The organism is Catenulispora yoronensis (assembly GCF_039531695.1).
GTDB lineage: Bacteria > Actinomycetota > Actinomycetes > Streptomycetales > Catenulisporaceae > Catenulispora > Catenulispora yoronensis.
In genome coordinates this window covers 118,461-144,994 of the sequence record NZ_BAAAQN010000005.1, presented here as the reverse complement: position 1 = coordinate 144,994, position 26,534 = coordinate 118,461, and the positions used below count along the sequence as shown (strand labels likewise).

The window sequence follows — 26,534 nt, the reverse complement described above, 5'->3', positions numbered from 1 at the left end:
CGACTAATCCCACCGCACCGGCAGGTGCTTCAAACCGTTCTGGAAGTTCGACGTCAGCCGCACCGGATCGCCGTCCAGGCGGATGCCCGGCATCCGTGCGACCACCTGGCCGAGCATCGCACGCATCTGCGTCTTCGCCAGGTGCGCGCCGAGGCAGTAGTGCGGCCCGAAGCCGAAGCTGACGTGGTCGTTCGGCGTGCGGCCGATGTCGAAGCGATCGGGGTCGGGGAACACGCTCTCGTCCCGGTTCGCCGAGGCGTGGTAGACCACGACCTTCTCCCCGGCCCGGATCTCCCGGCCCCCGAGCGTGACGTCGCACGTCGCCGTGCGCCGGAACTGCATCACCGGCGGCCAGAAGCGCAGCATCTCGTCGACCGCGGGACCGAGGAGGGCTTCCGGATCGCGGCGCAGCCGGTCGAACTGGTCGGGGTGCCGGAGCAGACACAGCAGGCCGCCGGGGATGCCGTTGCGCAGCGTCTCGTTCCCGGCCACCGCGAACAGGAAGAACATGTTCTCGAACTCGTCGTCGGTGAGGCCTTCGGCGAGCAGGCGTCCGACGATGCCGCCGTTCTCAGGGTTCTCGGTGCGCGGGTCGCCGTCCTCCCCCGCGCGGTCGCCGGTCGCCAGCCCGTGCGCGTACGCGTACATGTCCGCCAGTCCGGCCCGGGAGCGCGGGTTCAGCGGCCGCCCGTCCGGCCGCGTCATCGACGCCGGGCGCACGGCGAGCGCCTCGCGTCCGAGCGGGCTCAGCGCCTCGGCGTCGGCGGTGCTCAGCCCGGCGTAGTCGGCGTCCTGATATCCGATCACTCGGTTGGCCCAGTCGTAGAGCAGCCGCCGGTCCCGGTCCGGGATGCCCATGATCCGCGCCAGCGTCCACACCGGCAGGTCGGCGGCGACGTCGACGAAGTCGGCCCGGCCGCGGTCCACGGCCGCGGCGACGAGTTCCCGGGCCCGGTCGGCGATCGTCTCCTCCAGCTGCCGCACCGCGCGGGGCGTGAACGCGGCGGCGACGACGCGCCGCAGCCGGGACTGGTCCGGCGGGTCCTGGTTGAGCATCATCGCGCGGACGAACCGCAGGTCCTCGGGCGTCTCCGGGTCGCGGATCTGGGTGCCGCCAAGGTGGGAGGAGAAGGTGTCGGAGTCGCGCAGCACGCGCTTCACGTCGGCGTGCGCGAACACCCCCCAGTAGCCGGGTCCGGCCGGCCACGGGCCGACGGCCGGCTCGTCGATCCAGCAGACCGGGGTGGTGCGGCGCAGTTCGGCGAAGCGTTCGTAGGGGACCGCGTGGGTGTAGGTCCGGGGCTGGAAAATCTCCACGGTCACCGGTCCAGCGTGCCGCACCGGGAGGTCAGGGGAAAGCCCTGACACCCCCGGCGGGCCGGGCCCCGCTCGTCCTACTTCAGCGCGCCGAACATCGCGGCGATCTCCGGACCGGCCTCGTCGTCGCCGTGCCCGCCGCCCTCCACCAGGCACGCGACGGCGACGTCGCTGCTCGGCTGGTACGCGATCATCCAGCTGTCGTTGTTCGCCGTGCCGGTCTCGGCGGTGCCGGTCTTGGCCGCGACGCCGGGCACGCCGCGCAGCGAGGCCGCGGTGCCGTCGGTCACGGTCTGCCGCATCATGTCCCGCAGCTGCCGGGCCACGCCGGAGTCCAGCGCGCGGGCCGTCGCCGTCGGCTTGGTCCCGGGCACCAGGTACGGCTGGTGGAACGTCCCGGCCTCGACGGTGGCCGCGACCGAGGCCATGATCAGCGGCGAGACGGTGATCCCGCCCTGCCCGATCATCTCCCGCGCGAAGGTGCCGTCGGTGGCCGGCGGGACCTGGGCGTCGGTCTCGGTGCCGTAGGTCTGCGGCCCCAGCCCCAGGTCCCACTTCTGGTTCAGGCCGAAGTAGGTCGAGGCCTCCTTGGACAGCGGGCTGTCCGACAGGACGCCGAGCTGCCCGGTGAAGGAGGTGTTGCAGGAGTGGGCGAAGGCCCAGGCCAGCGTGGCCTTCGCGTTGACCAGGTCGGGCGTGTCGTTGTGGATGCCGTTCTTGTCCACCGCCACGCACGGGGCCGGGCTGGACTCGGTCAGGCCGTTGCGCAGCAGGTCGGCGGCGGTGATGACCTTGAAGGTGGAGCCCGGGGCGCGCTCGGCGCTGTAGGCGAGGTAGGGCAGGCCCTGGGAGGCCATCGCGAGGATCGCGCCGGTGCTGGGCCGCAGGACCACCATGCCGGAGTCCGGGTGGCTGGACACCGCGGTGGCGGCGGCCCGCTGGTACCGCGCGTCGATGGTGGTGACGGTCCGCTCCCCGGCCGGGAGGGCGTCGTCGACCCGCGCCAAGCTCGGGAACTGCGACAGCGGGGTGACGCCGTCGGAGGCGTAGGCGCCGGTGGAGTCGGGTCCGCCGGGCGTGGCGCCTTGAGCGGGCGTGGAGTCCGTCGCGGACGGTGGGGCGGCGGGGGACGTGGACCCGGAGGCGGCGCCGTCGGGCGCGGACCCGCTGGGAGTGCCGGTCGTGGACGTGCCGGTCGTGGACGTGCTGGTACCGGTGCCGGTCGCCGCTGTGCGGGCTGACTTGTCAGCCGACGAATCACCGCCGCTGAAGGCCGTGGCGGCGAGCGCGACGACGCCCGCGACGCCGATCGCCAGCCCGGATATCAGCAGCGGTTTCCTGGACGTGCGCATAAGAGTGCCCCCGATCCCCGTGACGAACTGTCAGAAAGCACTCTCTCACTCGTTCGGCGGATCCCCGCCTCCGGGGTGGCGGGGCCGGTGTCGCGTTGCTCACAAAGCCTTGATCCAGCGTGACCATTCGGGCTGCGGTGCGTAGCCGCCAGCCTGCCAGGCGTGGTGCGCGAGGGTGTTCTCGTCGAGCACCATGGCGTCGGCGCGGGTGCCGCCGAAGGCGCGGAACCGGTCCTCGGCGGCCGCGACGAGGCGCCGCCCGATGCCTTCGCGGCGCCGGCCGGGGTGCACGGCGAGCCGGTAGACGTGGCAGCGCCAGCCGTCCCAGCCCGCGATGACGGTCCCGACCAGATCGCCGGACTCGGCGTCGACGGCCAGGATCAGCGCGTCGGGGTCGCGCGCCAGCAGCGCTTCCAGGGCGCGGGAGGAGTCGGCGGGACGGTGCGCGTCCTCGGCGGCGGCCTGCCAGAAACCGAGGACGGCGGGCAGGTCGGCCGGGGCGGCGGGGCGGAGGATCGGTTCGGCCATGCCGGCCAGGTTAGGGCGGCGGCGCGGGCCGCCGGAACCGGGGACCGTGATCCGGACCCCGCCGCTCGTCGGCGCGGACGCTGCTCGTCGTCCTCGGGACGCTGCTCATCGTCCCCAGGACGCCGCTCGTCAGCCCCGGAACGCTACTCGTCGTCCCCGATCACCGGCTCCAGCAGCGATCCGGCGTTGTGCTCCAGCAGCCGCCATCCGTTGCGGGCCTCGCCCAGGACCGACCAGCAGCAGTTCGACAGCCCGCCGAGGGCGCCCCACAGCTCCTCCGGCAGTCCCATCATCCGGCCCAGCGCGACGCGGGCCGCGCCGCCGTGGGTCGCGACCACCAGGACGCCGCCGGGCGGGACCTTCTCCAGGCCGCGCAGGATCGCCGGGACCACCCGCTCGGCGACCTCGCTCTCCAGCTCGCCGCCGCCGCGCCGGATACGCTCACCGCGGCGGAAGGCCTCGAACTCGTCGGCGTAGCGGGCGCGGATCTCGTCGTCGTCCAGGCCCTGCCAGCGGCCCGCGTAGGTCTCGCGCAGGCCCTCGTCCAGGCTCACCGGCAGATCGGTGAGGCGGGCCAGGGCCTCGGCGGTGCGGGTGGCGCGGATCAGGTCGGAGGCGACGATGACGCTGGGGCCCAGGCCGGCCAGGACCCGGGCGGCACGTTCGGCCTGGGCCACGCCGACCTCGTCGAGCGGGATGTCGGTCTGGCCCTGGAAGCGGCGCTCGAGGTTCCACGCCGTGCGGCCGTGGCGCCAGAGCACCACCTGGCGCGCGTCCGCCGACGGACGGCGGTCGTGGCCGGTCCCCGCGGGGGCGGTCTCGGTCGGCTCTATGCCGCTCGCGCTCCTGCTCACGCGTCCGGTCCGGCGGCGACGGCGTCCGCATCGTCATCGGCGTCGGCCTCGTGGCCGAGCTCCTCGTCGATCCCGTGGTCGGCCTCGGCCTCGGTCTCGTCGATCAGCCCGTCGTCGACCCGCCCGGAGGCCGCGGCCGCGTCGGCCGCCGCACCGGCCGCCGGCGTCGGCCGCTCGTTGCGGCCGTTGGTCACCGAGTCCGGCAGCTCGATCAGCGGGCAGTCCTTCCACAGCCGCTCCAGCGAGTAGTACGTGCGCTCCTCGGCGTGCTGGACGTGCACCACGATGTCGATGTAGTCCAGCAGGACCCAGCGACCCTCCTGCTCGCCCTCGCGGCGGGCGGGCTTGGCGCCGATCTCCAGCAGCCGCTCCTCGATGCCGTCGACGATCGCGCGCACTTGGCGGTCGCTGTTGGCGGAGGCCAGGACGAAGGCGTCGGTGATCACGAAGACATCGCTGACGTCGTACGCCACGATGTCGTCGGCCACCTTGTCGGACGCCGCCTGGGCCGCCGCGATGGCGAGCTCCCGGGCACGGTCGGTTGCGGTCATGAGGGGTGTCTTCCGTTCGTGGTTGCTTGCGGGGCTATTACCAGGATCTCATGAGCCGTCGGCACACCGGCCGTCACTCACAGCCGTTCGCTCCCGGCCGACCGCTCCCAGGCGCTCGCTCACTGCCGGCCGCTCACTGCCGACCGCTCACCGCGTGCTGCTCGACGTCGGCTTGCGCGACGTGCTCGCCTTGCCGCTGCTGGACTTGCCGCCGGTGTCCGCGCCGCTCGGCGCGCCGGCCGACGCCGACGGCGAGCCGGAGGCGTTCGCCGCGGGCGCCGTGTCCGAGGGCGAGGGCGCCTGGTCGGCCGGGACCTGCCCGATCTGGGTCCAGTCGGCGCCGAGCACCACCCGGACATCGGTGAGCGTGGTGTCGAAGGGCTGCACCCGGACCTCGGTCTCGGCCAGGCCCAGCGCCAGCGCCACCTGCTTGCCGACCGAGGTCGCGTCCTGGTTCGGCACCAGCACGTACGTGGTCGGGGTCCCCGCCGCGACCCCCTGGTCCACCGGCGTGTAGCCGTAGCCGAGCAGCTTGGAGGCGGCCATCGCGCGGCTGGTGACGGTGTCGGCGCGGCCGGTGCCGTCGGCCACCGAGACCCGGGTCAGGCCGCCCTGGTCCTTGGCCCGGGCGGCGCCGCCGAGCAGCTGCTTGACCACGCCCGAGGCGGCGTCCAGGTCCATCACGCCGGAGCCGTCGGCGCGCAGCGGCAGCGCCTGCTGGTCGAAGCGCTTGGTCTGCTCCTCGCCGCCGAGGGCGGTCAGGATCGCGGCCAGCCGGTCGTTCGGCAGCGCCGGGTCCGGCACCGCGGCCAGGCTGTCCAGCACGGCGGCGGTGGTCGAGGCCTGCTTCGGGATCCGGGCCAGCATGCCGTCCACCACCTGGCCGAAGCGGGCCAGCTGCTTGGCCGGCGCCTCGCCCTTGGGGCGGTAGGTGGCGTAGTAGGCGGCCTTGTCCCCGGTCATGTCCTGCTTGCCGGGCTGGAACACCGGCCGGCCGGACGGGTCCAGGACCGCCGCGGCCGAGGCCGGGTCCACGTCGATGGTCACGCCGATGAGGTTGTTCAGCAGCGAGGCGAAGGTCAGCGGGTCCAGCGACCACACGCCGTCGACGTCCACGCCGATCAGCGCGCTGAGCGCGTCCTTGCCGGCCGGGGACGTGGTCGGCATGGCGCCGCCGAAGGGCTGGCTGTCCAGCGCCGTGGACTCCACGGTGAGCTCGGCCGGGATCAGCAGCGCCGCGCCCCGGGCCTTGGCGTCGGTGCCGCCCGCCACCTCGGTCTTGGCCGCGACCAGCACCACGTTCCCGACGGCGTTGCCGTCGGCGTCCTTGACCTGGAGCAGCACGGTGGTCTGGGTGGCCTTGGCGCCGTCGTCGCCGCCGAACAGGAGCCACGACCCGACGCCGGCGACGACCAGCAGCACCAGCGCGACGGCGCCGGAGATCAGCCGGACGCGGCGGCGGCGGGCCCGGTCGGCCCGGCTGTCGCCTTCGAGGAAGTGGAGCCAGTTCGAGATCTCGCCGTCGTTGTCCTTCTCCTCCGGTTCCTTCTCCGGTACGACGACCGGTTCGGGCATCGGGGGGAGCCGCTGCTCATGGGACGGCTGCTCGTAGGACGGAGCGGACTGCTCGAACGACGGCTGCTCGAACGACGGAGCGGGCTGCTCGTAAGAAGGCTGCTGGGCCGGGACTGTCGGCTGATAGAAGCCGGAGGAGTTGGGACTCCCGTACGCGGCGGGCGCCTCGGCCTCGGCATAACCCGGGCTCGCGTAGCCGTACGACTGCGCCTGGTAAGGGGCCTGCGGCTGCTGCTGGTAGGAGTCCTGCTGATAGGAATCCCGCTGATAGAAGCTCTGCTGCTGATACGGATCAGGAGCCGGCTGGTACGAGTCCTGCGGCTGATACGTCCCCGACTGGTAGTAGGCCGGCTCCGCGTACCCGCCGTACTGGTCGTACTGGTCGTACTGACCGGACTGGTCGTAGGCCGCCGCCTCCTGCTCGGCCCGCGCGACGTACTCCGCCGGCCGCTCGAACTCCCCCGAACCGCGCCGTCCGGTTCCGCCCGGACTCTGTGCCGCCTGGTGCGGGTCCTCCGCGGGACTGTCGGCGCGGCGCCGCCGTCCGCGTCCGCCACCGCCCCCGGTCGGCGGATCGTTCTCCCCCGGCCAGCTCATGTCGTCCCTGTCCCAGGGGTGTCCCGATAGAGCCCCCGCTTGTTGATGTACTGCACGATCCCGTCCGGCACCAGGTACCACACCGGCTCGCCGTGCCGGACCCGCTCGCGACAGCCGGTGGAGGAGATCGCCATGGCCGGCACCTCCACCAGCGAGGCCTTCCCCGGCGGCAGGCCCGGGTCGGCCAGCTGGTGGCCGGGCCGGGTGACGCCGATGAAGTGCGCGAGGTCGAACAGCTCCTCGGCGTCGCGCCAGGAGAAGATCTGCTCCAGCACGTCGGCGCCGGTGATGAAGAACAGGTCGGTGTCCGGGCCCCGTTCGGCCGACAGCTCGCGCAGCGTGTCGATGGTGAAGGTGGGCCCGCCGCGGTCGATGTCCACCCGGCTCACCGAGAACCGGGGGTTGGAGGCGGTGGCGATCACCGTCATCAGGTACCGGTCCTCCGTCGGGGAGACCCGGCGGTCGGACTTCTGCCAGGGCTGCCCGGTGGGGACGAACACCACCTCGTCGAGCCCGAACAGGCTCGCGACCTCGCTGGCCGCGACCAGGTGGCCGTGGTGCACGGGGTCGAAGGTGCCGCCCATCACGCCCAGCCGCGCGCGCCGGCGGCGCTCAGGCGGCGCGGCCTGCGGCCGGGACGGGACAGGAGTGGTCATGGCGGGTCACCCTACCCGGTCGGGGGCGGGCGGTGGGACTACCGGTCCCTGTTGAGGCGAGTGGTGATGAACAGCAGAACCAGCAGGACGCCCAGCACGATCGCGCCGTTCAGCGGCGGGTTGATGCCCGGGTGCTCCTTGCCGTCGGTCCCCTCGGCGAGGAGGGCGTTCGCGGCGTGGACGGCGGAGTGATAGCTGACCATGGTGGCCAGCATAGGGGGTGCCGGGACACGCGACCCCGGCAGGGTGGGCGCCAAGTCCGCCGGTGTCAGCCGCGCGGGCTATTCGCCGGGTTTCGGCCCGGTTTCAGGACGCTGCCGAGCCGTGCCGGGGGCGCCGGGGCTACTGGCCCTCGGAGTCCTTGTTCCGGTAGCCGCGCAGGCACAGCCAGGCGATCGCGATGATGAGCGCGACCGTGCCGACGAAGAACCACCGCAGCCAGCCGGCGGTCTGCGGACCGGTGCTGTGCGGCGGCAGCTTGGTCGGATCCGCGAGGTAGAGGGTCTGTGCCAAACGCATGCCGCCCACAGTACGCCCCGCCCCTTGGGAACTCGCTGGCAGGCCCGCACGTCCCACCTTAGTAAGGCTCCCAGCCCCGCCGCCGGGGGATCCTACGGGGACACCGTCGGGGCTACTGTGAGCTCAAGACACTTCTCAAGGGGGTTCCAGGCATGCCGGAACGCGAACGGTCGGAGAACTCACCGGAGCGGAACCGCCGCCGGTTCCCGGGAATCAGCTCCCGGGCGTACGAACACCCCGCCGACCGCACAGCGCTGGTGGCGCTGCGCAAGATCGACGGCTTCGACATCCTGCTGCGCAAGCTGTCCGGCTTCATCGACGAGCGCAAGATCCGGCTGTCCCTGCTGGCCGACGGGGTCAAGGTCGGCGACCTGCAGTTCCCGCGGCTCCAGGCGATGCTCCAGGACTCGGTCGACGTGCTGGACCTCGGCTTCCTGCCGGAGCTGTACGTGGTGCAGAACCCGCAGCCCTACGCCTTCACGATCGGCATGGACCGGCCGGCGATCGTGCTGTCCACCGGCCTGTACGAGCTGATGGACGAGGAGGAGATGCGCTTCGTCATCGGCCACGAGACCGGGCACGTCCTGTCCGGCCACGCCGTGTACCGCACGATGCTGTTCTGGCTGACCAACCTGGCCACCAAGCTGACCTGGATGCCGGTCGGCAAGTGGGGCATCGACATGTTCATCAACGCCCTGCTGGAGTGGTACCGCAAGGCCGAGCTGTCCTGCGACCGGGCCGGCCTGCTGGTCGAGCAGGACCTGGACGCCGCCATGCGGTCGCTGATGAAGCTGGCCGGCGGTTCGCACCTGGCCGAGATGAACCCGGTCGCGTTCCTGGAGCAGGCCCGCGAGCACGAGGGCGGCGGCGGGGTCCGCGAGTCGGTGCTGAAGCTGCTGAACCTGCAGGGCCGCACCCACCCCTACACCTCGATCCGCGCGCTGGAGCTGACGCGGTGGGTGGAGTCCGGGGACTACCAGCGGGTGATGGCCGGGGAGTACCCGCGCCGCGAGGACGACCAGCGGGCCAGCGTGCGCGAGGAGGCCAAGGCGGCGGCCTCGCAGTACAAGGAGAACTTCGAGAAGACGACCGACCCGCTGCTGTCGAAGGTGCGGGGGTTCGCCGACGAGGTGGCCGGGGTCGGCAGCCGAATAGGCGAGACGATGTACCGGAAGTGGGGTCCGACGCGGGGCGGCGAGGAGGCCGGCGCGGGCGAGGACGGCGAGGACTGAGTCCGGACGCGGGAGCGGGTGTTGAGGATCGACGCCTGATTCTTGAGGTTCGCCAAGCTGAGGTTCGACCGTGGGGACGGCCCTCGGGCCCGGGAGGCATTCCGGGGCCCGAGGGCCTTTCCCGCGCCGGACCGGGTTGCCCGCTCATCGCGGTACGCGCCGGTTCCGATTCGCGCCGGTCGCCGGGCCGCTAGATGGTGCCCACCGGATGGCAGCCGTCCGACCCCGAGTCTGACGCCGTTCCCGACGCACCGGTGCTCGGCGGGGCCGTCAGCGTCCCGTAGGGGTCCACCGGCGCCCCGGTCGGCTCGGCGCCGTCGGCCGCCCGCCCCGTGAACTGCGGATTGAGGTAGCCGTTGTACACGTCGCAGGCGCTGTTGGAGAACTGCGACAGATACCGGGTCAGCGCGTGGGTGCCCGCGGGGACGCGCGCGTCCGGATACAGCGTGAACTGGATCCGGCGGTGCACCAGGACTCGGGCCCAGGATCCCGGGTCGCCCTTGTGCGCCACGATGTAGACGAAGCGGTAGTCGCCCTCGATCTGCAGGTCGGCGCCGGACAGCGTGGCGGTCATCGTCCCATCGGTCTTCACGGTATGGCCCATGAGCATGGCCGTCCGCGGGTCGAAGCGGGTCACCAGGTAGGTCGGATCGCCGTCGGGGCTCGGCTTGGCGGCCCAGCCGTCGTACTCGGCGCGCAGCCTCTGCTCCGGATCGAGGAGCGCGAACATCGCCCGGGGATCGCCGCCCATCAGGACCGCGGGATCGAGGTTCTCGGCGACCAGGAACGTCTTGAGGGCGGCGTAGCCGGCCCCGACGGTCTGGGCCGAGTAGCCGCCGACCGCCACCGCCGCCGGCGGCACGATCCCGGCCGCGCCGTCGGCCCACTGCTGGGACGGCGAGCCGTCGAAGTACTGCTCGTCGGACGTCACCGCCCTGGCCCTGGCGGACGCGGCCGACGCCGTCGACGCTGTCGACGCCGACGACAGGGACGACGCGGCCGAGGCAGCCGTCCCGGCGCCGGACGCGGTGCCGACCGGCACCGCCGGCGACGCCCCCTCGGAGCCCTTCGACGAGGAGAACAGCTTGGGACCGCCGATGATCGCCACGGTCACCAGCGCCGCCACCAGGGCCCAGACCAGGTTCCGCAGCCAGGGCCGCCGGTGCCGCACGGGCCGGGGCGCGGACTTCGGGCCGCCACCGCCGGGCTTCGGGCTCAGGTCCGCCGGCGGTCCATCGGTCCGCCAGCCGGTGTCCTTGGGCTCGTCCTTCTTCCACTTCTCGGTCAGCTCGCGCTGCCGCGCCGACGGTTCCTTGTAGGCCGCGCTCTTGGTCGACTCCTTGGTGAACGACCGTTCGAGGTCGGCCCACTCCTGGTCGGAGAGCAGCGGCTCGTCCCCGGGGTCGCCGGCGCGCTTGTTCTTCTTCGTGGCCACTGAGGCCTTCCCCCACCGTGATCGGGCCCGGCCTCCCGGCCGCGCTGCGGATCTGTCGGGCGGAAGGCTACCGGGAGCGGGGTGACACCGGATGAACTGGGGTCGGACCCCCGCTGTCGCAGGGGCCTGATTCGTTCTGCTCCGGCCGGCGCGGGCTACTCCCGGATCTGGCCGTCGCCGACCATCAGGTACTTCGTGGAGGTGAGCTCCGGCAGCCCCATCGGGCCGCGGGCGTGGGTCTTCTGCGTGGAGATGCCGATCTCGGCGCCGAAGCCGAACTCGCCGCCGTCGGTGAAGCGGGTGGAGACGTTCACCCCGACCGCGGCGGCGTCCACCCGCAGCTGGAAGGCCCGGGCCGCGTTCAGGTCGCGGGTGACGATCACGTCGGTGTGGCCGGTGTTGTAGGCGTTGACGTGCTCGATCGCGGCGTCCAGCGAGTCCACGACGGCCGCCGACAGGTCCAGCGACTCGTACTCGGCGGCGAAGTCCTGCTCGGTCGCCGGCACCACGGCGGCGGAGTACGCCGCGACCCGCTTGTCGCCGTGCACCGTGACGCCCTTGTCCGCCAGCGCGGCCAGCGCCCCGGGCAGGAACGCGTCGGCGACGTCGGCGTGCACCAGCAGCGACTCGGCGGCGTTGCAGACGCTGTAGCGCTGGGTCTTGGCGTTGATCAGCACGCGCAGCGCCGTGTCCAGGTCGGCGGAGGCGTCGACGTAGACGTGGCAGTTGCCGGTCCCGGTCTCGATGACCGGCACCCGCGCGTTGTCCACGACCGACCGGATCAGCGCCGCTCCCCCGCGCGGGATGAGGACGTCGACCAGGCCGCGGGCCGCCATCAGGTGGTCCACCGCCTCGTGCGAGTCGCCGGGGACGAGCTGGACCGCGTCGGCCGGGAACCCGGCGGCGGCGAGCGCGTCGCGCATGACGGCGACCAGCACGGTGTTGGACTCCTTGGCCGAGCTCGACCCGCGCAGCAGCGCGGCGTTCCCGGACTTCAGGCAGATGCCGGCGGCGTCCACGGTGACGTTGGGCCGCGCCTCGTAGATGATGCCGACGACGCCCAGCGGCACCCGCACCTGCCGCAGCTCGATGCCGTTGGGCAGCACCGTGCCGCGCACCGTCTCCCCCACCGGGTCGGGCAGCGAGGCCAGCTGCCGCAGCGCTTCGGCGATGGCGGCGACCCGGGCCTCGGTCAGCGTGAGCCGGTCGACGTAGCCGGCGGCCGACCCGCCGGCCCGGGCCCGCTCGGTGTCCCGCTCGTTGGCGGCGACGATCTCCGCGGTGCGGGCCACCAGCGCGTCGGCCATGGCGTGCAGCGCCGCGTCCTTCGCCCCCCGCGGTCGCTGAGCCAGCTCGGCCGCGGCCTTCTTGGCTCGGCGGGCGCTGTCGAGGACTTCGGTTCGCAGGTCGGTCATGGTCCCAGCCTACGGCGGCGACGAGAGGCACGGCGGGAGTTTCAGGGGGTGGGACGCCGCGCCACCGGCCGCGCCACCGGTGGCGGCGCGGCCGTCCGCCCGGCTACGGCACCACCAGCGGCTTCACGGTCAGCTGGTAGTCCTCGCTGATCCGGCCATCCTCGGCCAGCGCCAGGAACACGCGAGCCGACCAGGCGGTCTCGCCGACCGGCCCGGTGGCCTCGGTGGCGTGGTCGAGGCGGATGGTGAAGACCACGATGTCGTCGTGGCGGGTGGCGTCGTCGCCGCCGGAGGCGGTGTAGGCGCCGGTCGCGATGAAGGCTTCGTGGGCCTCGGCGACGCGGTCGGTGAGGGCGGCGTGGCCGTAGTACTGGTTGCCCTCAACGAATTCGACGCCGTCGGGGGTCCAGAGGTCGGCCACCGCCTTGGCGCGGTCGTCGGGGTCGGCGACGGTCCAGACGGCGAGGTAGCGGTCCACGACGTGGGCGAAGTCGGCGGTGAGGTCGGTAGTGGTGGCTGCGGTGTTCGTCATGGCTGCGACTCTGCGGGCGACCGTAGCGGGAGGGTCAAGGCGCCGGAGCGGGCGAGACTCTCCGGTAAGGGGAGACGCCACAATCGGGGCATGGCCTTGTTCCTGTCCATCGGCGACTTCTCGCGCGCCACGCACCTGACCGTCAAGACCCTGCGCCACTACCACGAGCTGGGACTGCTGGAGCCCGCCGACGTGGATCCGGCGACCGGCTACCGGCGGTACTCCGTCGGCCAGATCCCGGCCGCGCAGGTGATCCGCCGGTTCCGGGAGCTGGGGATGCCGTTGGAGGAGATCCGCACCGTCATGGCCGCGCCCGACCTCGGGACCCGGAACCGGCACATCGCCGCGCATCTGAGCCGGCTGGAGGAGGAACTCGGGCGGACCCAGCGCGCGGTCGCGTCGCTCCGGGCGCTGCTGACGCCGTCGGACGCCGACGCCGTCGCCGACATCTCGTTGCGCGAGGTGCCCGGGGCGTCGGCGGCGGCGATCACGGAGACGGTGGACATGAGGGACGGCGCGGCCTGGATGCAGGGGGCGCTGGGCGAGTTGTACGCGACCGTGGCGGGGCAGGGGCTGGCGCAGACCGGACCGGCCGGAGGTCTGTTCAGCGAACCGGTCTTCACCGAGCACTACGGCGAGTCGACGATCTTCGTCCCCTGCGACGGGCCGGTGCGGCCGATGGGGCGGGTACGGCCGATCTCGGTGCCGGCGGCCGAACTGGCGGTGATCGAGCACGCCGGTCCGCCGATCGAGTCGGACCGGGCCTACGGGGCGCTGGCCGCCTACGTCTCGCGCCACGCGCTCGCCGTGCAGGGCCAGATCCGCGAGTACTACCTGGTCGGACAGCGGGACACCGCCGAGGTCGCGCGGTGGCGGACCGAGGTGTGCTGGCCGGTGTTCCGGGTCGGGAGCTGAGCTTCGCCGAGCACTGAGCTTCGCCGAGAACTGAGCCTCGCCGAAGACTGAGCTTCGCCGAGGACTGAGTTTCGCGGAAACCGGGATTCGCCAGGCGATGCAACGGATCGCGGGCCCGCCCGGGTCTGGTGGGTGTCAGCGAGCGGGGCCGCGCAGCCCCGGGACAGGAGTGCGACACCCATGGCGCGAGCCGAACGGGACGCGGAGTTCAGCGAGTACCTCAGAGCACGGTCGGCGTGGCTGTGCCGCGTCGCCTATTTGCTGTGCGGCGACTGGCACCGGGCCGACGATCTCGCCCAGACCGCCGCCGTCCGGCTCTACCGCCAATGGCCTCGCGCGTCGCGCGCCGAGAACATCGACGCGTATGCGCGCCGGACGCTGGTGAACGTCTTCCTGTCCGAGCAGCAGAGCGGCTGGTTCCGCTTCGCCTTCCCGCACCGCACGCCGATCGAACGGGAGGCGCCGGCACTCGACGCCGACGTCTCGCTGGATCTGCGCGCGGCCTTGGAGCGTCTGGCCCCGCGCCAGCGCGCGACCGTGGTTCTGCGCTACTACTGCGACCTGTCGGTCGCGCAGACCGCGGAAATCCTGGGGTGCTCGGAGGGCAACGTCAAGAGCCAGACCTCCCGCGCGCTGGCCACCCTGCGGACGCTGTTGGCGCCCGCGACGGCCGCGGAATTGGAAGGGATCACGGGATGACGGAGGAAGCTTCTGAAGGGTCCGGCGGCCTCGCCACCGGGCTGCGCGATCTGGCGGACGGCGAGCCGCCGCGCATGCTGGACGTAAAGCACATCGTGCACGTCGGCCGCTCCGGTCTGGTGCGGCGGCGGATGGCGGCGATCAGCGGCGGGACCGTCGCTCTGGTCGCGACCGGGCTGGCGGTGGGGGTCCTGGTGCCGGCCGGGAGTGCGGGGCGGGGCGGGTCGGCCGTGGGCGCCGGGGTGCCCGCCGCGACGCCGAGCACGACGCCCGCCGGGGCCGCCTCACCGTCGGGCGACGCGCCGCTGCCCGCGCAGGTGGATCCGCACGATCCGGCGGTCACCCAGTGGCAGTTCGGGTACCTGCCGGACGGGATGGGCGCCACCGGCGGCGGCGGTGGCACGGCCGGTGGCGGCACCGTGGGGGCCTATGCCGACTCGGGCTTCCGGCTCCAGCTCGGACAGCTGAACGGCGAACCGGAGCTGCATCAGACCACGGACGGGTCGGCGCCGACGACGAAGATCCCGGCGCGGGTCACGGGGGCGGTCAAGGCGCTGTGGCTGGGGTATGCCGACGACCGCGTCCTTCAGCACACGGGCATCGTCGGCGACTTCGCGACCCTGGCGTGGGAGCGTCCGGACGGGCAATGGCTGCGGATCGACGTCGCGCACGCCGAGAAGCGCGCGGATTGGCAGGAGCAGACGCTCAAGGCCGCGGCGAAGGTGGTCCGGCAGGACCGGTCGGTGCCGATGCCGATCAAGCTGTCGAGTGTGCCGAAGGGCTTCGAGTCCATGGGGGCGAGCACCACGCGCGACAGTGGGAACGCCACCGCCGAGTTGAACTTCTGGACGGCGCCGGACCACAGCTCCGCCCCGATCGTGATGATCGTCGCCTTCAAGACCGGCAGCTGGAAGATCGGCGACTGGGTCCCGCCGCAGAACAAGAACACCTGCGAGGACTCCAACGGCCTGACGGTGTGCGTCAGCTCCCCGGTGCCCGAGCCGGGGCCGCTCACCGACGCCGGCGGGGCGAAGGGGCTGCTGGGCCGGGTCACGTCGCTGGGCAACGATCCGAGTCACTGGACGACTGCTGTGCTGCCGTAGGCGAGGGCGGGGCCTTCGGCAGTCTGTGGACGTCCGGTCCGCGGAACTGGGACTTAGTGATGCAGCCGGAGGCCCTGCTACTGCAAACGCCGACCTCAGCGCAGCACGACCAGGTCGTCCCGGTGCACCAGCTCTCGCTCGTACTGCGGCCCGAGCGCCGCCGCCAGCTCACGCGTGGACCGTCCCAGCAGCTCCGGCAGCTCGCTGGCGTCGTAGTTCACCAGCCCGCGCGCCACCGGCACCCCGGCGGCGTCCACCAGCTCCACCGGGTCTCCGGCGTTGAAGGACCCTTCCACGGCCGTCACGCCGGCGGGCAGCAGCGACAGCCGCCGCTCGACCACGGCCTGCACCGCGCCGGAGTCCAGGCGCAGGGCGCCCCGGGTGTCGGCGGCGTGGGCCAGCCACAGCAGGCGCGTGGGGGTGCGCGAGCCCGTGCGGTGGAACAGGGTTCCGACCACCTCGCCGCGCAGGGCCCGGGCCGCGTGCGCGGCCGAGGTCAGGACCACGGGGATGCCGGCCTCGGTGGCGATCCGGGCGGCCTCGACCTTGGTCGCCATGCCGCCGGTGCCGACCCCGGCCTTGCCGGTCCCGCCGATCGAGATCCCGGCCAGGTCCTGCGGCCCTCGCACGTCGGCGACCTGGGAGGTGCCGGGCTTGGCCGGGTCGCCGTCGTAGAGCGCGTCGACGTCCGACAAGAGCACCAGCAGGTCGGCGTGGACCAGGTGGGCCACCAGCGCGGCCAACCGGTCGTTGTCGCCGAAGCGGATCTCGTGGGTGGCGACCGTGTCGTTCTCGTTGACGATCGGCAGCACCGCCATGTCCAGCAGGCGGGCCATGGTCTGGTGCGCGTTCTGGTAGTGCGAGCGCCGCGTCATGTCGTCGACGGTCAGCAGCACCTGGCCGACGGTGCGGCCGTAGCGGGCGAAGGAGGCCGTGTACCGGCCGACCAGCAGGCCCTGGCCGACCGAGGCCGCCGCCTGCTGGGTCGGCAGGTCCTTGGGGCGCTTGCGCAGGCCCAGCGGGGCCAGGCCGGCGGCGATGGCGCCGGAGGACACCAGCACCAGCTGGGTGCCCGGGACGCCGAGCCGCGAGGCGATCGCGTCGACCAGGGCGTCGACCCGCTCCCCGGACAGGCCGCCGACCGCGGTGGTCAGCGACGAGGAGCCGACCTTCACCACGATCCGCCGGGCGGCGGTCACCTCATCCCGGGAGCCTTCCCCGGATCCCACGGTTTCGCGCAGCTGGCCGGACACGGTCGCTCAGGGCCCTTACTCTTCGTCGTCGGAGAACACGTCGATTGTCCCATCGGCGCGGCGCCGGTGGGCCTTGCGGTACTCCGCGTCTCGCGATGTGGGCCGCTCCTCGTGCAGGCGCAGGCGCGGGTCCTCGCCGCGGCGGCCGCCGGTGGCGGTGACGCCCAGGGCGGCGGCCCCGGTCGGGATCGAGGGCTGCCAGTCGAAGACCACGCCGCCGCGCGGGCCGTCGCCGATCACGACCGTGTCGCCCTCGTGCGCGCCCATCTTGACCAGCTGGTCCTCGACGCCGAGCTTGTGCAGGCGGTCGGCCAGGTAGCCGACGGCCTCCTCGTTGTTGAAGTCGGTCTGCCGGACCCAGCGCTCGGGCTTGGTGCCGCGCACGAAGTAGGCGTCCTCGGCCTCGTCGTAGCTGATGGTGAAGCCGACCTCGTCGACCGCCTTGGGGCGGATGACGATGCGCTCGGGCTCCGGCTCGATCCGGGCGGCGCGGGTCGCCTCGACGATCTTGGCCAGGGCGAAGGACAGCTCGCGCAGGCCGGCCCGGGAGACCGCGGAGACCTCGTACACCGTCAGGCCCCGGGCCTCCAGCTCGGGCCGGACGATGTCGGCCAGGTCCTTGCCCTCGGGGATGTCGGTCTTGTTCAGCACCACCAGGCGCGGGCGGTCGGACAGCCGGCCGTAGACGCCCCACTCGGACTCGTCGCGGCCGGCCTCGTAGGCGAGCAGCTCGGCCTCGATGACGTCCAGGTCGGAGATCGGGTCGCGGTCGCTCTCCAGGGTGGCGCAGTCCAGGACGTGCACCAGCACCGCGCAGCGCTCGATGTGCCGCAGGAACTCGTGGCCCAGGCCCTTGCCGTCGGAGGCGCCGGGGATCAGGCCCGGGACGTCGGCGATGGTGTAGACCGACTCCCCGGCGCTGACCACGCCCAGGTTCGGGACCAGGGTGGTGAACGGGTAGTCGGCGATCTTCGGCTTGGCCGCCGAGACCGCGGCGATCAGCGAGGACTTCCCGGCGCTGGGGTAGCCGACCAGGGCCACGTCGGCGACCGACTTCAGCTCCAGGGTGAAGTCGCCGTCCTCCCCCGGCTCGCCGAGCAGGGCGAAGCCCGGGGCCTTGCGCTTGGAGGTGGCCAGCGCGGCGTTGCCCAGGCCGCCGACGCCGCCGTGCGCGACGACGAACCGGGTCCCGGTGCCGATCAGGTCGGCCACCACCTCGCCGAAGCCGTCCTTGACCACGGTCCCGGCCGGCACCGGCAGCACCAGGTCGGCGCCGTTGGCCCCGGTCTGGAAGTCGCCGCCGCCGGGCTTGCCGTTGCCGGCCTTGCGGTGCGGGGAGAAGTGGTAGTCCAGCAGCGAGTTGGTGTTCGGGTCCACGACCAGGACGATGTCCCCGCCGCGGCCGCCGTTGGCGCCGTCCGGGCCGCCGAGCGGCTTGAACTTCTCCCGCTTCACCGAGGCGCAGCCGTGGCCGCCGTTCCCGGCCGTGACATGCAGCTTCACGCGGTCGACGAATGTCGCCATGGTCAGCGCCTCCTTGCTGTGGGTACTGGGGGTCGAACAAGCGCAAGGCGGGCCGGGGATTCCCCGGCCCGCCTCGCAGAGCTGGCTGTCGCGCCGGTGGCTACTCCGCCGCCGGGACGATCGACACCACGCGGCGCCCGCGCAGGGTGCCGAACTCCACCTTGCCGCCGGCCAGGGCGAACAGGGTGTCGTCCTTGCCGCGGCCCATGTTCAGGCCGGGGTGGAAGTGGGTGCCGCGCTGGCGGACGATGATCTCGCCGGCGTTCACGTTCTGGCCGCCGAAGCGCTTCACGCCGAGGCGCTGGGCGTTGGAGTCGCGGCCGTTCTTGGAGGACGATGCGCCCTTCTTGTGTGCCATTGGTCAGCCGCCCTTTACTTGTTGCCGCTGTCGATAGCGGTGATCTTGATCTGGGTGTGCTTCTGGCGGTGGCCCTGGCGCACGCGGTAGCCGGTCTTGTTCCGGTACTTGAGGATGTGGATCTTCGGCCCCTTGGTCTCCTCGACCACCTCGGCCTTGACCTTCACGCCCTCCAGGACCCACGGGTCGCTGGTGACCGAGTCACCGTCGACGAGCAGGATCGCGGACAGCTCGAGCTCCTGGCCGGCCGGGGCGCCGGGGAGGCGGTCCACCTCGACGACGTCGCCGACAGCCACCTTGTGCTGCCGTCCGCCGCTCTTGACGATCGCGTACACCGCGAAACTCACTCTCTTCTCGTCGACTGTAGGTCGATCTAGGTCGATACCACACGCTTTGACCAACTCATCCGCTGGTCATGAGCGCCCGGCGCTTCTTGGCGAGGCGCGGACTTGACGACCCATCGAGCCGATCATCATCCGGGCCGCATCTGCTCTCGCAGGAGCCCTGTGATGGAGGCACACGTATCGCATGCCGAAGCTCAAGGGTACGGAAGTCCCCACCTCAGGGTCAAACTGAGGTCCGGGCTGCTCCGGCCCGGCGCACGGCCGGGCCGGAGCAGGGCGTCAGCTGTGCGTCGCCGGCGGGCCGGCGGGACGCTTGGCGGCGCGGCGGACGCGCAGCCCGCGGCGCTTGGGCGCCTCGTCGGTCTCGGGGTCGGCGTCGGCGTCGGTGTCGGCGTTGCCGTTGGCAGCCGGGGCGGAGGCCGTGGCGGGCTGGGCGGCGGCGGTCGCCGGCTGCCCGGCTTCCTCGACCTGCTCGGCCTGCTCGGCCTCGGTCTCCTCCCGGTCCGCGACGGCGGCGCCGCCGTTCGCCGGCGGGACGTAGACCGTGTGGGCCTGGACGTCGCCGACCGCGAGGCGCTCGGTCACGTCCGCCTCCTCGACGGCCACCACGTCGCCGGCGGTGACCACCGGGGCCACCACGTGGGCGTGGTCGGCGACCTCGTCGACGTGGCTGTGCTCGGAGACGGTCACGACCTCGGCGCCGTCGGCCTCGGACCGGTCGTCCGCGCCGTCGTCCTGGGCGTCGTCGTCCTGGCCGCCGCCGCTCGCCGCGACCTTCCGCACCGAGCGCACCGTGACCGGACCGGCCAGAGCGGCCTCGCCGTCGGCGAAGTCCCGGAAGTCCTCCGGCACGCCGTCGACGTCGTACTGCGGGTCGAAGTGCTGCTGGCGGTCGACGTGGCCGTGCGACTTGCGCCGCTTGCGCCGGCCGCGGCCGGTCTCCGGCTCGTCGTCCAGGCCGTCGTGGCCGTCGTGGCCGTCCTGGCCGGCCTCGGACCGGGCCTCGCCGGTCCGGGTGGCCTCGGCGGCGCCGGCGGCACCCCGGGCGTCGCCGGACCCGCCGCGGCCGCCCTTGCCGCCCTGCCGGCCGCCGCGGTCGTGCTGGCCGTCGTCGTGGCTGTGGCCGTGGCCGACCGGCACCGGCTCCATGTGCACCAGCACCCCGCGGCCGTTGCACTTGTCGCAGGTCTCCGAGAACGCCTCCAGCAGGCCCTGGCCGACCCGCTTGCGGGTCATCTGCACCAGGCCCAGCGAGGTGACCTCGGCCACCTGGTGCTTGGTCCGGTCCCGGCCCAGGCACTCCAGCAGCCGGCGCATCACCAGCTCGCGGTTGGACTCCAGGACCATGTCGATGAAGTCGATGACGATGATCCCGCCGAGGTCCCGCAGCCGCAGCTGGCGGACGATCTCCTCGGCCGCCTCGATGTTGTTGCGGGTGACCGTCTCCTCCAGGTTGCCCCCGGAGCCGGTGAACTTGCCGGTGTTGACGTCGATGACCACCATCGCCTCGGTGCGGTCGATGACCAGCGAGCCGCCGGAGGGCAGCCAGACCTTGCGGTCCAGCGCCTTGGCCAGCTGCTCGTCGACCCGGTGCACGGAGAAGATGTCCAGCTCGGAGGTCCAGCGCTCCAGGCGCGGGGCCAGGTCCGGCGCCACGCCGCCGACGTAGCCGCGGATGGTGTCCCACGCCTCGTCGCCGGAGACCACCAGCTGGCTGAAGTCCTCGTTGAAGATGTCGCGCACCACGCGCACGGTCAGGTCCGGCTCCCCGTACAGCAGGGTCGGGGCCGAGCTGGCCGAGGACTGCGCCTTGCGCTGGATCTCCTCCCACTGCGCGGACAGCCGCTCCACGTCGCGGCGCAGCTCGTCCTCGGTGGCGCCCTCGGCCGCGGTGCGGACGATGACGCCGGCGTTCTCCGGCACCACGGCCTTCAGGATCGCCTTGAGGCGGTTGCGCTCGTTCTCCGGCAGCTTGCGGCTGATCCCGGTCATGGTGCCCTCGGGCACGTAGACCAGGTACCGGCCGGGCAGCGAGATCTGGCTGGTCAGCCGGGCGCCCTTGTGGCCGATCGGGTCCTTGGTGACCTGGGTCAGGACCGCCTGGCCGCTCTTGAGCACGCTCTCGATGCGCTTGGCGTGGCCGGTGACGCCGGCCGCGTCGAAGTTGACCTCGCCGGCGTACAGCACGGCGTTGCGGCCCTTGCCGATGTCGACGAACGCCGCCTCCATCGAGGGCAGCACGTTCTGGACCTTGCCCAGGTAGACGTTGCCGACGTAGGAGGAGGACTGCGCGCGGTTGACGTAGTGCTCGACCAGGACGCCGTCCTCGAGCACCGCGATCTGGGTGCGGTCGCCGCTCTGGCGCACCACCATCACCCGCTCGACGCTCTCCCGGCGGGCCAGGAACTCGGCCTCGGTGATCAGCGGCGCCCGGCGGCGGCCGGTGTCCCGGCCCTCCCGGCGGCGCTGCTTCTTCGCCTCCAGGCGGGTGGAGCCGCGCACGCCCTGGACGTCGTCGTCCACCACCAGGCCGCCCTTGCGGTCCCGGCTGCGGACCCGCGACTCGCGGACCTTCACCACGGTGTTCGGCGGGTCGTCCGGGCTCGCCTCGACGGCCTCGCCACCGGCCCGGCGGCGCCGGCGGCGGCCCCGGCGGCTGGAGGAGCCGCCGCCTTCCTCGTCGTCGTCGTCCTCGTCGGCGGCGTCGGCCTCGGTGTCGGCGGCGGCACCGCCGCTCGGCTCGACGGCCTCGGCCTGCTCGGCCCGGTTCCGGTTCCGGCTGCGCGTCCGGGTGCGGCGGGTCGGGGCCGGCTCGGCCTCCTCCTCTTCCGCCTCTTCCTCGTCCGCGGTGGTGTCGGCCTTCGCGGCCTTGGCGGCGGCCTGCTGCGCCACGGCCGCGGCCAGGTCCGGCGCCTGGAACAGCAGACCGGCGGCCGGCGCGGCGGCCCGGGCCTCGGTGTCGGCACGGGCGCGGTCGGCCGGGGAGAGGCTGTCGAGGTCGACGGTCTGGGCGGCGAGCGCCTCGGCTTCTTCGTCTTCCTCGGCGGTGGTGTCGGTGGTGGAAGTGGTGGCTGCGGCGGCTGCGGCGGTCTGGGCCGCGGCGGCGGACTTGGCGGCCCGGGTGTCCTGGGCGCGCGGCGGGCCCGCCGGGGCGCTGGCGGCGCGGCGGCGGGTGCGGGTCTTGGCCGGCTTGGCCTCGGCGTCCGGCTCGGGGGCGGACTGGTCGGCGGCGGCGTCGGCGTCGGCGGTCGCGGTCGGGGTCGCGGTCGGGGCGGCGGTGGAGGCGGTCACGGGGTGGGATGCCGCGGTGGACGCCGTGGTGGACCCTGCGGTGGCCGGGGCGGCGGCACCGGCAGCGTTACCGGCCCGAGAGGCGTCGGCGGCCGGCTTGGTCTGGTCGGCCTTCGGCGCGGACTGCTGCTTCGTGGTCTTGTCCGGCACCGTCGGCGACGAGAAAGGGCTCACGAAAGGAGAGCCGAGGGCTGCGGCCCGGGACGTGGTCCTGGGGGCGGAGCCTTCGGTGGTGGAGCCTTCGGCCGCGGAGGTGCTGGCCGTGGAGGTGCTGGACGCACTGGACGCGGCGGTCTCGGTGGTCGAGCCGGCTGTTCCGGCGTCCTCGGCCGAGGACGCGTCGGCACCGCGACGGTTGCGGGTGCGCGAGCGGCGGCTGCTCTGCTGGTCGGCCGACTCGGTGTCGGCGCCGGCGTTGGCGCGGCGGCCGGTCTGCTGGTCGGCAGCGTCGGCGTTGGTATCGGTGTCGGTGTCGGTGCCGCCGGTCTTGGCGGTGGAGTCCGAGGTGGACTCGTCGGCCGCGGACGCCTCGTCGGCAGCGGAATCCCCGCCACCGCTCCGGGCAGTGCGGCCGGAAGCGGTCTTCGCGGCGCGACCTCGGCCGCGGCCCCGGGTACCGGTCTCGGACGCCTCGGCGCCCCCGTCCCCGTCCCCGGCGGAGTCCTGCTCCGACCCAGCGGACTGGGTCTCGGTCTCGGCCTCGGCGTCGCCGATCGTCTGCTCGGACGCGACAGCCTTCTTCCGCGTACGCGTCCGGGTGGTCTTCTTGGCAGCGGGCGCCTCGTCGCTGTCCGCACCACCGGCATCACTGCCGGCCTCGGCCGCGTCACCATCGACCGCGGCCGGTTCCGGCGCGGCGACCTTCTTGGCAGCGGTCTTGCGGGCCCGCTTGGGCTTGGTGGCCTCCGGCTCGTCCTCCCCCGCCGGAGCCGCGGAGGCCCCGGCCGGGGCGGATTCCTCCGCCGGGGCCTGCGGCGGTCCGGCCGGCCGGCTGGCCGCCCGGCGGCGGGGGCGCTTGGGCGCCTCCGTCCCGCCTTCGTTCGTCGCGGCCGTGGTGGCCGCCTCCTGCACATCATGCGTCTGCGCCGGCTCATCGCCGGGGACGCCGGTGGGCTCGTTCTCGAGCATCCGGGCGGTTCTCCCGTCATGCCCCCCGGGCGCGCGCGAAGCGGTGCCCCACATCATCCGCCGGATACAGCGGTCGATGGGCACAGCCGGCGAATCCCTGACAGATCCGGGTGCTCTGCGGCGCCACACAGGTGGCTGTTGTGGTCTTCACCTCGCCGGTCCGGGGCCTGCCCGCATCACGGGATCCGGCCTCCGACCTGACGAGAAGTCTGGTTGGGTCGTGCGCGCGACGTCATCGCTCGGTCGTCGGCCCCGCGGCGGCCCGGTCCGGATCCAACGGATCGGACAACGCCTCCACGCTCACACTGGCCGTCACCTCGAACCCGTCCCGCAGCGGACCCTGCGCCAGCCGCGTCACCTGGGGCGGGACGGGCGGCACCAGGCCGGCCACACGACCGAGTCCGGTCAGGACGTCGTCGGGTCGAACGGCGGGTGTCAGGTGCCGCACGACTAGTCGCAGTATCGCACAGGGCCGCTCCACATGCCCGTCACCCCGGCCGCCGATGCCCTGACCTGCGGAGACTCCGTCACCCGGAGCGTCGCCGGGCGCGTCGTCCTGGCCGACGGCGCCCTTCCCGTCGGCCACGCCTGTTGTGTCGGCCAGCGCGGAGATCCCGACGACCGCCGAGCGCGCGTCGAAGGTACGCACCCCGTTCTTCGTCATCCGCTCCACGGGCACCTCCCCGGCGGCCAGGAACGCCGCGACGGCCGCCGCGGCCTCCTCCGGCGCCACCCCGGGCAGCCGGATCTCCCAGACCGAGGCCTCCAGCCGCTCCATCAGATTCGGCGTGGCGGCCGCGACCACCTCAAGAATGTCCAGGTCCGGCGGCAACGACCCGTCCAACGCGGCGGCCAGCTCCGCAGGATCCAGCACCCGCGTCACCCCGATCTCGACGTACTCGGCCTCACTGGCCACCCCGGTCGGCGCCGCACCGGCCCACGACACCTTCGGATGCGGCGTGAACCCGGCGGAGTACGCCATCGGCACCCGCGCCCGCCGCAACGCCCGCTCGAACGCCCGCTGAATGTCGCGATGACTGGTGAACCGCAGCCGGCCCCGCTTGGCGTAGCGGATGCGGAGCTTCTGAGCGGTCGGCGGCGGGGGCGGGCCGTCGGGCATGCGGGCCACGGAGCGGGCCTCCTCGGTGATGCGGATGGGTCGGGTCGGTGACTGACGGTCAAGGATAGCGGGCGCGGGAGGGCGGTCACATTGAGTGATGGGTGGATGACCCTTAGAACGGACTGCGCCCTTGGTCGGATCCGTGCGGATCCAGCCAAGGGCGCAGGTTGCGTGGTGCCTGATCTGTTGCCTGTTGCCTGTTGCCTACTGCGGGCAGGGCCGGGGCGGGGCGGTCGGCTTAGCGCGGGCCGGGGTGCGCGCCCGGGTTGTTCCGCGCGTAGATCCACTGGCCGGGCTGCCCGATGAGATCGCCGACCTGGTTCTTCAACCCGTCGTCGAGCACCGCCGGACCGCCGAACATGACGGCGTCGGAGATGGAACCCGAGGCGTTGCGCAGGTAGTCGGCAGTCTCCGACGGCAGCGCGGTCGGCCCCGTGAGCAGCAGCGGCCCACCGACCGAACCGGCCAGCACCCCACCAGCCAGCGCATCCGGGAACTTGTACCCGGTCGCGATCCCGACGACCTGCGGCCCACCGAAGAACGTGTGCGCAACCGTCGCCGCCGTCACGAACCGGTCAGACCCCCACACCGCCCCCGCCGGAATCCGCACCGACGCCAACGCGTCCACACCCTGCTTCCCGACCCCGTACACCGTCCGCTGCGGCACCGCGTTGATGAAGTTGAGCGTCGCCGCCGGCATCACCTTGTCATCGGTCAACACGACAACAGTGTTCGGCCGCGACGCAGCAACAGCACCGGCAGCAAGCGCGTCCGGAAAGTTCATACCAGTGGCGGTCAGAATGGTCACCGGGTCATGCGTATACGTCGGCACAATCGTCTCGGCCACATCCACAGCCGTCTCGAACCGATCCCGCCCACCAATACGCGTCGGCCGGAACCCGGCATCAGCAATCTGCTGGAACGTATGCGCCGAAATAGCCTGCGTCTGCCCGAGCACATAAACGAACGCACCCGGCTTCAACGTCCGATGCAGCTCAGCCAACGTCCGCGGATCCAACGACCCGGTATCCGTCAGCAACAGCGGCCCCCGACCACCCTTCAACTGCCGCGCAAGCGCAGTACCAGCGAGAGCGTCAGCCGCAAGGTCGGACCGCGCAATCACAGCCATGTCCGCCTGGCGAGCAGCCGGCGGATTCGAAGCAGCCGGGTCCCACGACCAGTGCGAGATCTGAATCGCGGTCTCGATACGGTCGAGACCGTCGAGACGCTCGACGAGGTTGACGGGGTTGGCGCCGTTGGGGAGGTTGCCGGGGTCGCCGTTCGGCTGCCAGGAGAGGCGGCCCGTGATGGCGGGTATCCGGGGATTCTCCGGGGCGTCCTGCTGGGCCGCCATGACACGGACGTCGCCGCCGGCGTTGAAGGCGATCTGGGAGCCGTCCGGCGACCACACCGGCGTGTTCGACTTCTGGTTCGTGGTCTTGTCGTGCGTGAGCTGCACCGGCGACGTGCCATCGCTGTTGATGGTCCAGATCTGGTTGATCGGGACAGCGGCCTGGTCGGGGAGCATGAACGCGACGCTCTTGCCGTTCGGCGAAATGGACGGCGTGAAGCCCAGGTGGTTCAAACCGATAGCAGTGTCCTGGTATCCGTCGTAGATCCAGATACTGGAGTACCCAGCGGAGCTGATCCGCTGGAAGACGAGCTTTCCGTTCGCGCCGCCTTGCGGGGCGGAGTCCTTGTCGCCCGACTGGTGACCCGCGGAGAGCTTCTCCACCGCGCCGCCCAGGCTGGGAACCTTGTACAGGTCGCCGCCCATCGCGAAGACGATGAAGCTGCCACCGTTCAGCCATGTCGGGTGCGTCGGCGCCGCCGACAAGCCGCTGGCGATGACAATCCGGTCTGTACCGTCCGCGCGCACCGAGACGACCTGGTTGGCCTCGTCGATGTAGACGACCCGGCTGCCATCGGGTGCCCACTCGGCATCGGTGACCTTCTGCGAAGGCATCGCCTCGCTGCCGACGCCACCGTTCTGGCTCGCGTCGAAATGCAGTTGATTGTCACCGACGGTGACTGTCAACCGTCCGTTGGACGCTCCTGGAAACGTATGTGGCGTCGGATTGGCATGCGCTGGCGCCGCCAAAGAAGTGGCTGCGGCGAGGGCTGTCGCGGCGGCGGTGGTGAGCTTCTTCGCGGACACCTTGTTCTCCCCTGAACGTAGATCCGGGTACTGAGATCCGGTTGGTCAGCCTATCCACCTCGGGGGCGGGGGTCTACC

Annotated in this window: 22 protein-coding genes and 1 pseudogene; 4 read left to right on the top strand and 19 right to left on the bottom strand. The window is 72.6% G+C overall.

The window, feature by feature from the left end:
* Positions 1 to 3 precede the first annotated feature (3 nt).
* From ABD481_RS06010 to ABD481_RS05970, 9 genes and pseudogenes are all read right to left on the bottom strand, one after another.
* A complete protein-coding gene (locus tag ABD481_RS06010) occupies positions 4 to 1,323 on the bottom strand; it encodes a cytochrome P450 (RefSeq protein WP_344664511.1) in 1,320 nt (439 codons plus the stop codon).
* Between the two features lie 71 nt (positions 1,324 to 1,394).
* Positions 1,395 to 2,669: a penicillin-binding transpeptidase domain-containing protein gene (locus ABD481_RS06005; RefSeq protein ID WP_344664510.1), complete on the bottom strand. Its 1,275-nt coding sequence runs from the start codon at positions 2,667 to 2,669 to the stop codon at positions 1,395 to 1,397.
* A 99-nt stretch (positions 2,670 to 2,768) separates the two neighbouring features.
* Positions 2,769 to 3,197 (bottom strand): GNAT family N-acetyltransferase, encoded by a 429-nt coding sequence (locus tag ABD481_RS06000; RefSeq protein ID WP_344664509.1) that lies wholly within the window; start codon positions 3,195 to 3,197, stop codon positions 2,769 to 2,771.
* A gap of 143 nt (positions 3,198 to 3,340) precedes the next feature.
* Positions 3,341 to 3,961, bottom strand: coding sequence for a histidine phosphatase family protein (locus ABD481_RS05995; protein ID WP_344664619.1), 621 nt, complete (start codon positions 3,959 to 3,961; stop codon positions 3,341 to 3,343).
* Between the two features lie 230 nt (positions 3,962 to 4,191).
* Positions 4,192 to 4,602 (bottom strand): annotated as a pseudogene (rsfS, locus tag ABD481_RS05990) (ribosome silencing factor); the annotation flags it as partial.
* A gap of 147 nt (positions 4,603 to 4,749) precedes the next feature.
* The gene (locus ABD481_RS05985; protein WP_344664508.1) at positions 4,750 to 6,774 is read right to left on the bottom strand and encodes an LCP family protein; all 2,025 of its coding nucleotides are present in this window, start codon (positions 6,772 to 6,774) and stop codon (positions 4,750 to 4,752) included.
* The gene (gene nadD, locus ABD481_RS05980; RefSeq protein ID WP_344664507.1) at positions 6,771 to 7,430 is read right to left on the bottom strand and encodes a nicotinate-nucleotide adenylyltransferase; all 660 of its coding nucleotides are present in this window, start codon (positions 7,428 to 7,430) and stop codon (positions 6,771 to 6,773) included. Before nadD ends, ABD481_RS05985 begins: the two co-directional genes overlap by 4 nt.
* A gap of 38 nt (positions 7,431 to 7,468) precedes the next feature.
* Positions 7,469 to 7,633 carry a hypothetical protein gene (locus ABD481_RS05975; RefSeq protein WP_344664506.1) on the bottom strand — a complete coding sequence of 55 codons (165 nt, stop codon included), beginning with the start codon at positions 7,631 to 7,633 and terminating at the stop codon, positions 7,469 to 7,471.
* Between the two features lie 139 nt (positions 7,634 to 7,772).
* On the bottom strand, positions 7,773 to 7,949 hold the full coding sequence (locus ABD481_RS05970; protein WP_344664505.1) for a hypothetical protein: 177 nt from the start codon (positions 7,947 to 7,949) through the stop codon (positions 7,773 to 7,775).
* Between the two features lie 152 nt (positions 7,950 to 8,101).
* On the opposite strand from ABD481_RS05970, the gene ABD481_RS05965 reads away from it, so the two are divergent.
* Positions 8,102 to 9,181 (top strand): M48 family metallopeptidase, encoded by a 1,080-nt coding sequence (locus tag ABD481_RS05965; RefSeq protein WP_344664504.1) that lies wholly within the window; start codon positions 8,102 to 8,104, stop codon positions 9,179 to 9,181.
* Between the two features lie 190 nt (positions 9,182 to 9,371).
* Here ABD481_RS05965 and ABD481_RS05960 read toward each other — a convergent pair whose 3' ends face one another.
* The 3 genes from ABD481_RS05960 to ABD481_RS05950 all read right to left on the bottom strand — a co-directional run bounded on the left by ABD481_RS05960 (position 9,372) and on the right by ABD481_RS05950 (position 12,563).
* Positions 9,372 to 10,616: a hypothetical protein gene (locus ABD481_RS05960; RefSeq protein WP_344664503.1), complete on the bottom strand. Its 1,245-nt coding sequence runs from the start codon at positions 10,614 to 10,616 to the stop codon at positions 9,372 to 9,374.
* Positions 10,617 to 10,771: 155 nt separating this feature from the next.
* Positions 10,772 to 12,031: a glutamate-5-semialdehyde dehydrogenase gene (locus ABD481_RS05955; RefSeq protein ID WP_344664502.1), complete on the bottom strand. Its 1,260-nt coding sequence runs from the start codon at positions 12,029 to 12,031 to the stop codon at positions 10,772 to 10,774.
* 103 nt (positions 12,032 to 12,134) lie between these two features.
* On the bottom strand, positions 12,135 to 12,563 hold the full coding sequence (locus ABD481_RS05950) for a hypothetical protein (RefSeq protein WP_344664501.1): 429 nt from the start codon (positions 12,561 to 12,563) through the stop codon (positions 12,135 to 12,137).
* Between the two features lie 90 nt (positions 12,564 to 12,653).
* Between ABD481_RS05950 and ABD481_RS05945 the strand changes: the two genes are divergently transcribed.
* The 3 genes from ABD481_RS05945 (at position 12,654) to ABD481_RS05935 (ending at position 15,280) form a co-directional block, all read left to right on the top strand.
* The gene (locus ABD481_RS05945; RefSeq protein ID WP_344664500.1) at positions 12,654 to 13,478 is read left to right on the top strand and encodes a MerR family transcriptional regulator; all 825 of its coding nucleotides are present in this window, start codon (positions 12,654 to 12,656) and stop codon (positions 13,476 to 13,478) included.
* A gap of 180 nt (positions 13,479 to 13,658) precedes the next feature.
* Positions 13,659 to 14,177, top strand: coding sequence for a SigE family RNA polymerase sigma factor (locus tag ABD481_RS05940; protein ID WP_344664499.1), 519 nt, complete (start codon positions 13,659 to 13,661; stop codon positions 14,175 to 14,177).
* Positions 14,174 to 15,280 (top strand): hypothetical protein, encoded by a 1,107-nt coding sequence (locus tag ABD481_RS05935; RefSeq protein ID WP_344664498.1) that lies wholly within the window; start codon positions 14,174 to 14,176, stop codon positions 15,278 to 15,280. Before ABD481_RS05940 ends, ABD481_RS05935 begins: the two co-directional genes overlap by 4 nt.
* A 95-nt stretch (positions 15,281 to 15,375) precedes the next feature.
* Here the strand turns inward: ABD481_RS05935 and proB are convergent, their stop codons facing one another.
* The 7 genes from proB to ABD481_RS05900 form a co-directional block, all read right to left on the bottom strand.
* A complete protein-coding gene (gene proB / locus ABD481_RS05930; protein WP_344664497.1) occupies positions 15,376 to 16,479 on the bottom strand; it encodes a glutamate 5-kinase in 1,104 nt (367 codons plus the stop codon).
* Between the two features lie 69 nt (positions 16,480 to 16,548).
* Positions 16,549 to 18,057: a GTPase ObgE gene (obgE, locus tag ABD481_RS05925; RefSeq protein ID WP_344664496.1), complete on the bottom strand. Its 1,509-nt coding sequence runs from the start codon at positions 18,055 to 18,057 to the stop codon at positions 16,549 to 16,551.
* A gap of 100 nt (positions 18,058 to 18,157) precedes the next feature.
* Entirely contained in the window at positions 18,158 to 18,415 is a 258-nt protein-coding gene (gene rpmA / locus ABD481_RS05920; protein ID WP_344664495.1) for a 50S ribosomal protein L27, read from the bottom strand.
* A 14-nt stretch (positions 18,416 to 18,429) separates the two neighbouring features.
* Entirely contained in the window at positions 18,430 to 18,750 is a 321-nt protein-coding gene (rplU, locus tag ABD481_RS05915) for a 50S ribosomal protein L21 (protein WP_344664618.1), read from the bottom strand.
* Positions 18,751 to 19,038: 288 nt separating this feature from the next.
* Positions 19,039 to 23,178: an Rne/Rng family ribonuclease gene (locus tag ABD481_RS05910; RefSeq protein WP_344664494.1), complete on the bottom strand. Its 4,140-nt coding sequence runs from the start codon at positions 23,176 to 23,178 to the stop codon at positions 19,039 to 19,041.
* 232 nt (positions 23,179 to 23,410) lie between these two features.
* The gene (locus tag ABD481_RS05905) at positions 23,411 to 24,298 is read right to left on the bottom strand and encodes a TIGR03936 family radical SAM-associated protein (RefSeq protein ID WP_344664617.1); all 888 of its coding nucleotides are present in this window, start codon (positions 24,296 to 24,298) and stop codon (positions 23,411 to 23,413) included.
* Between the two features lie 238 nt (positions 24,299 to 24,536).
* Positions 24,537 to 26,456 (bottom strand): cell wall-binding repeat-containing protein, encoded by a 1,920-nt coding sequence (locus tag ABD481_RS05900; protein WP_344664493.1) that lies wholly within the window; start codon positions 26,454 to 26,456, stop codon positions 24,537 to 24,539.
* Positions 26,457 to 26,534 lie beyond the last annotated feature (78 nt).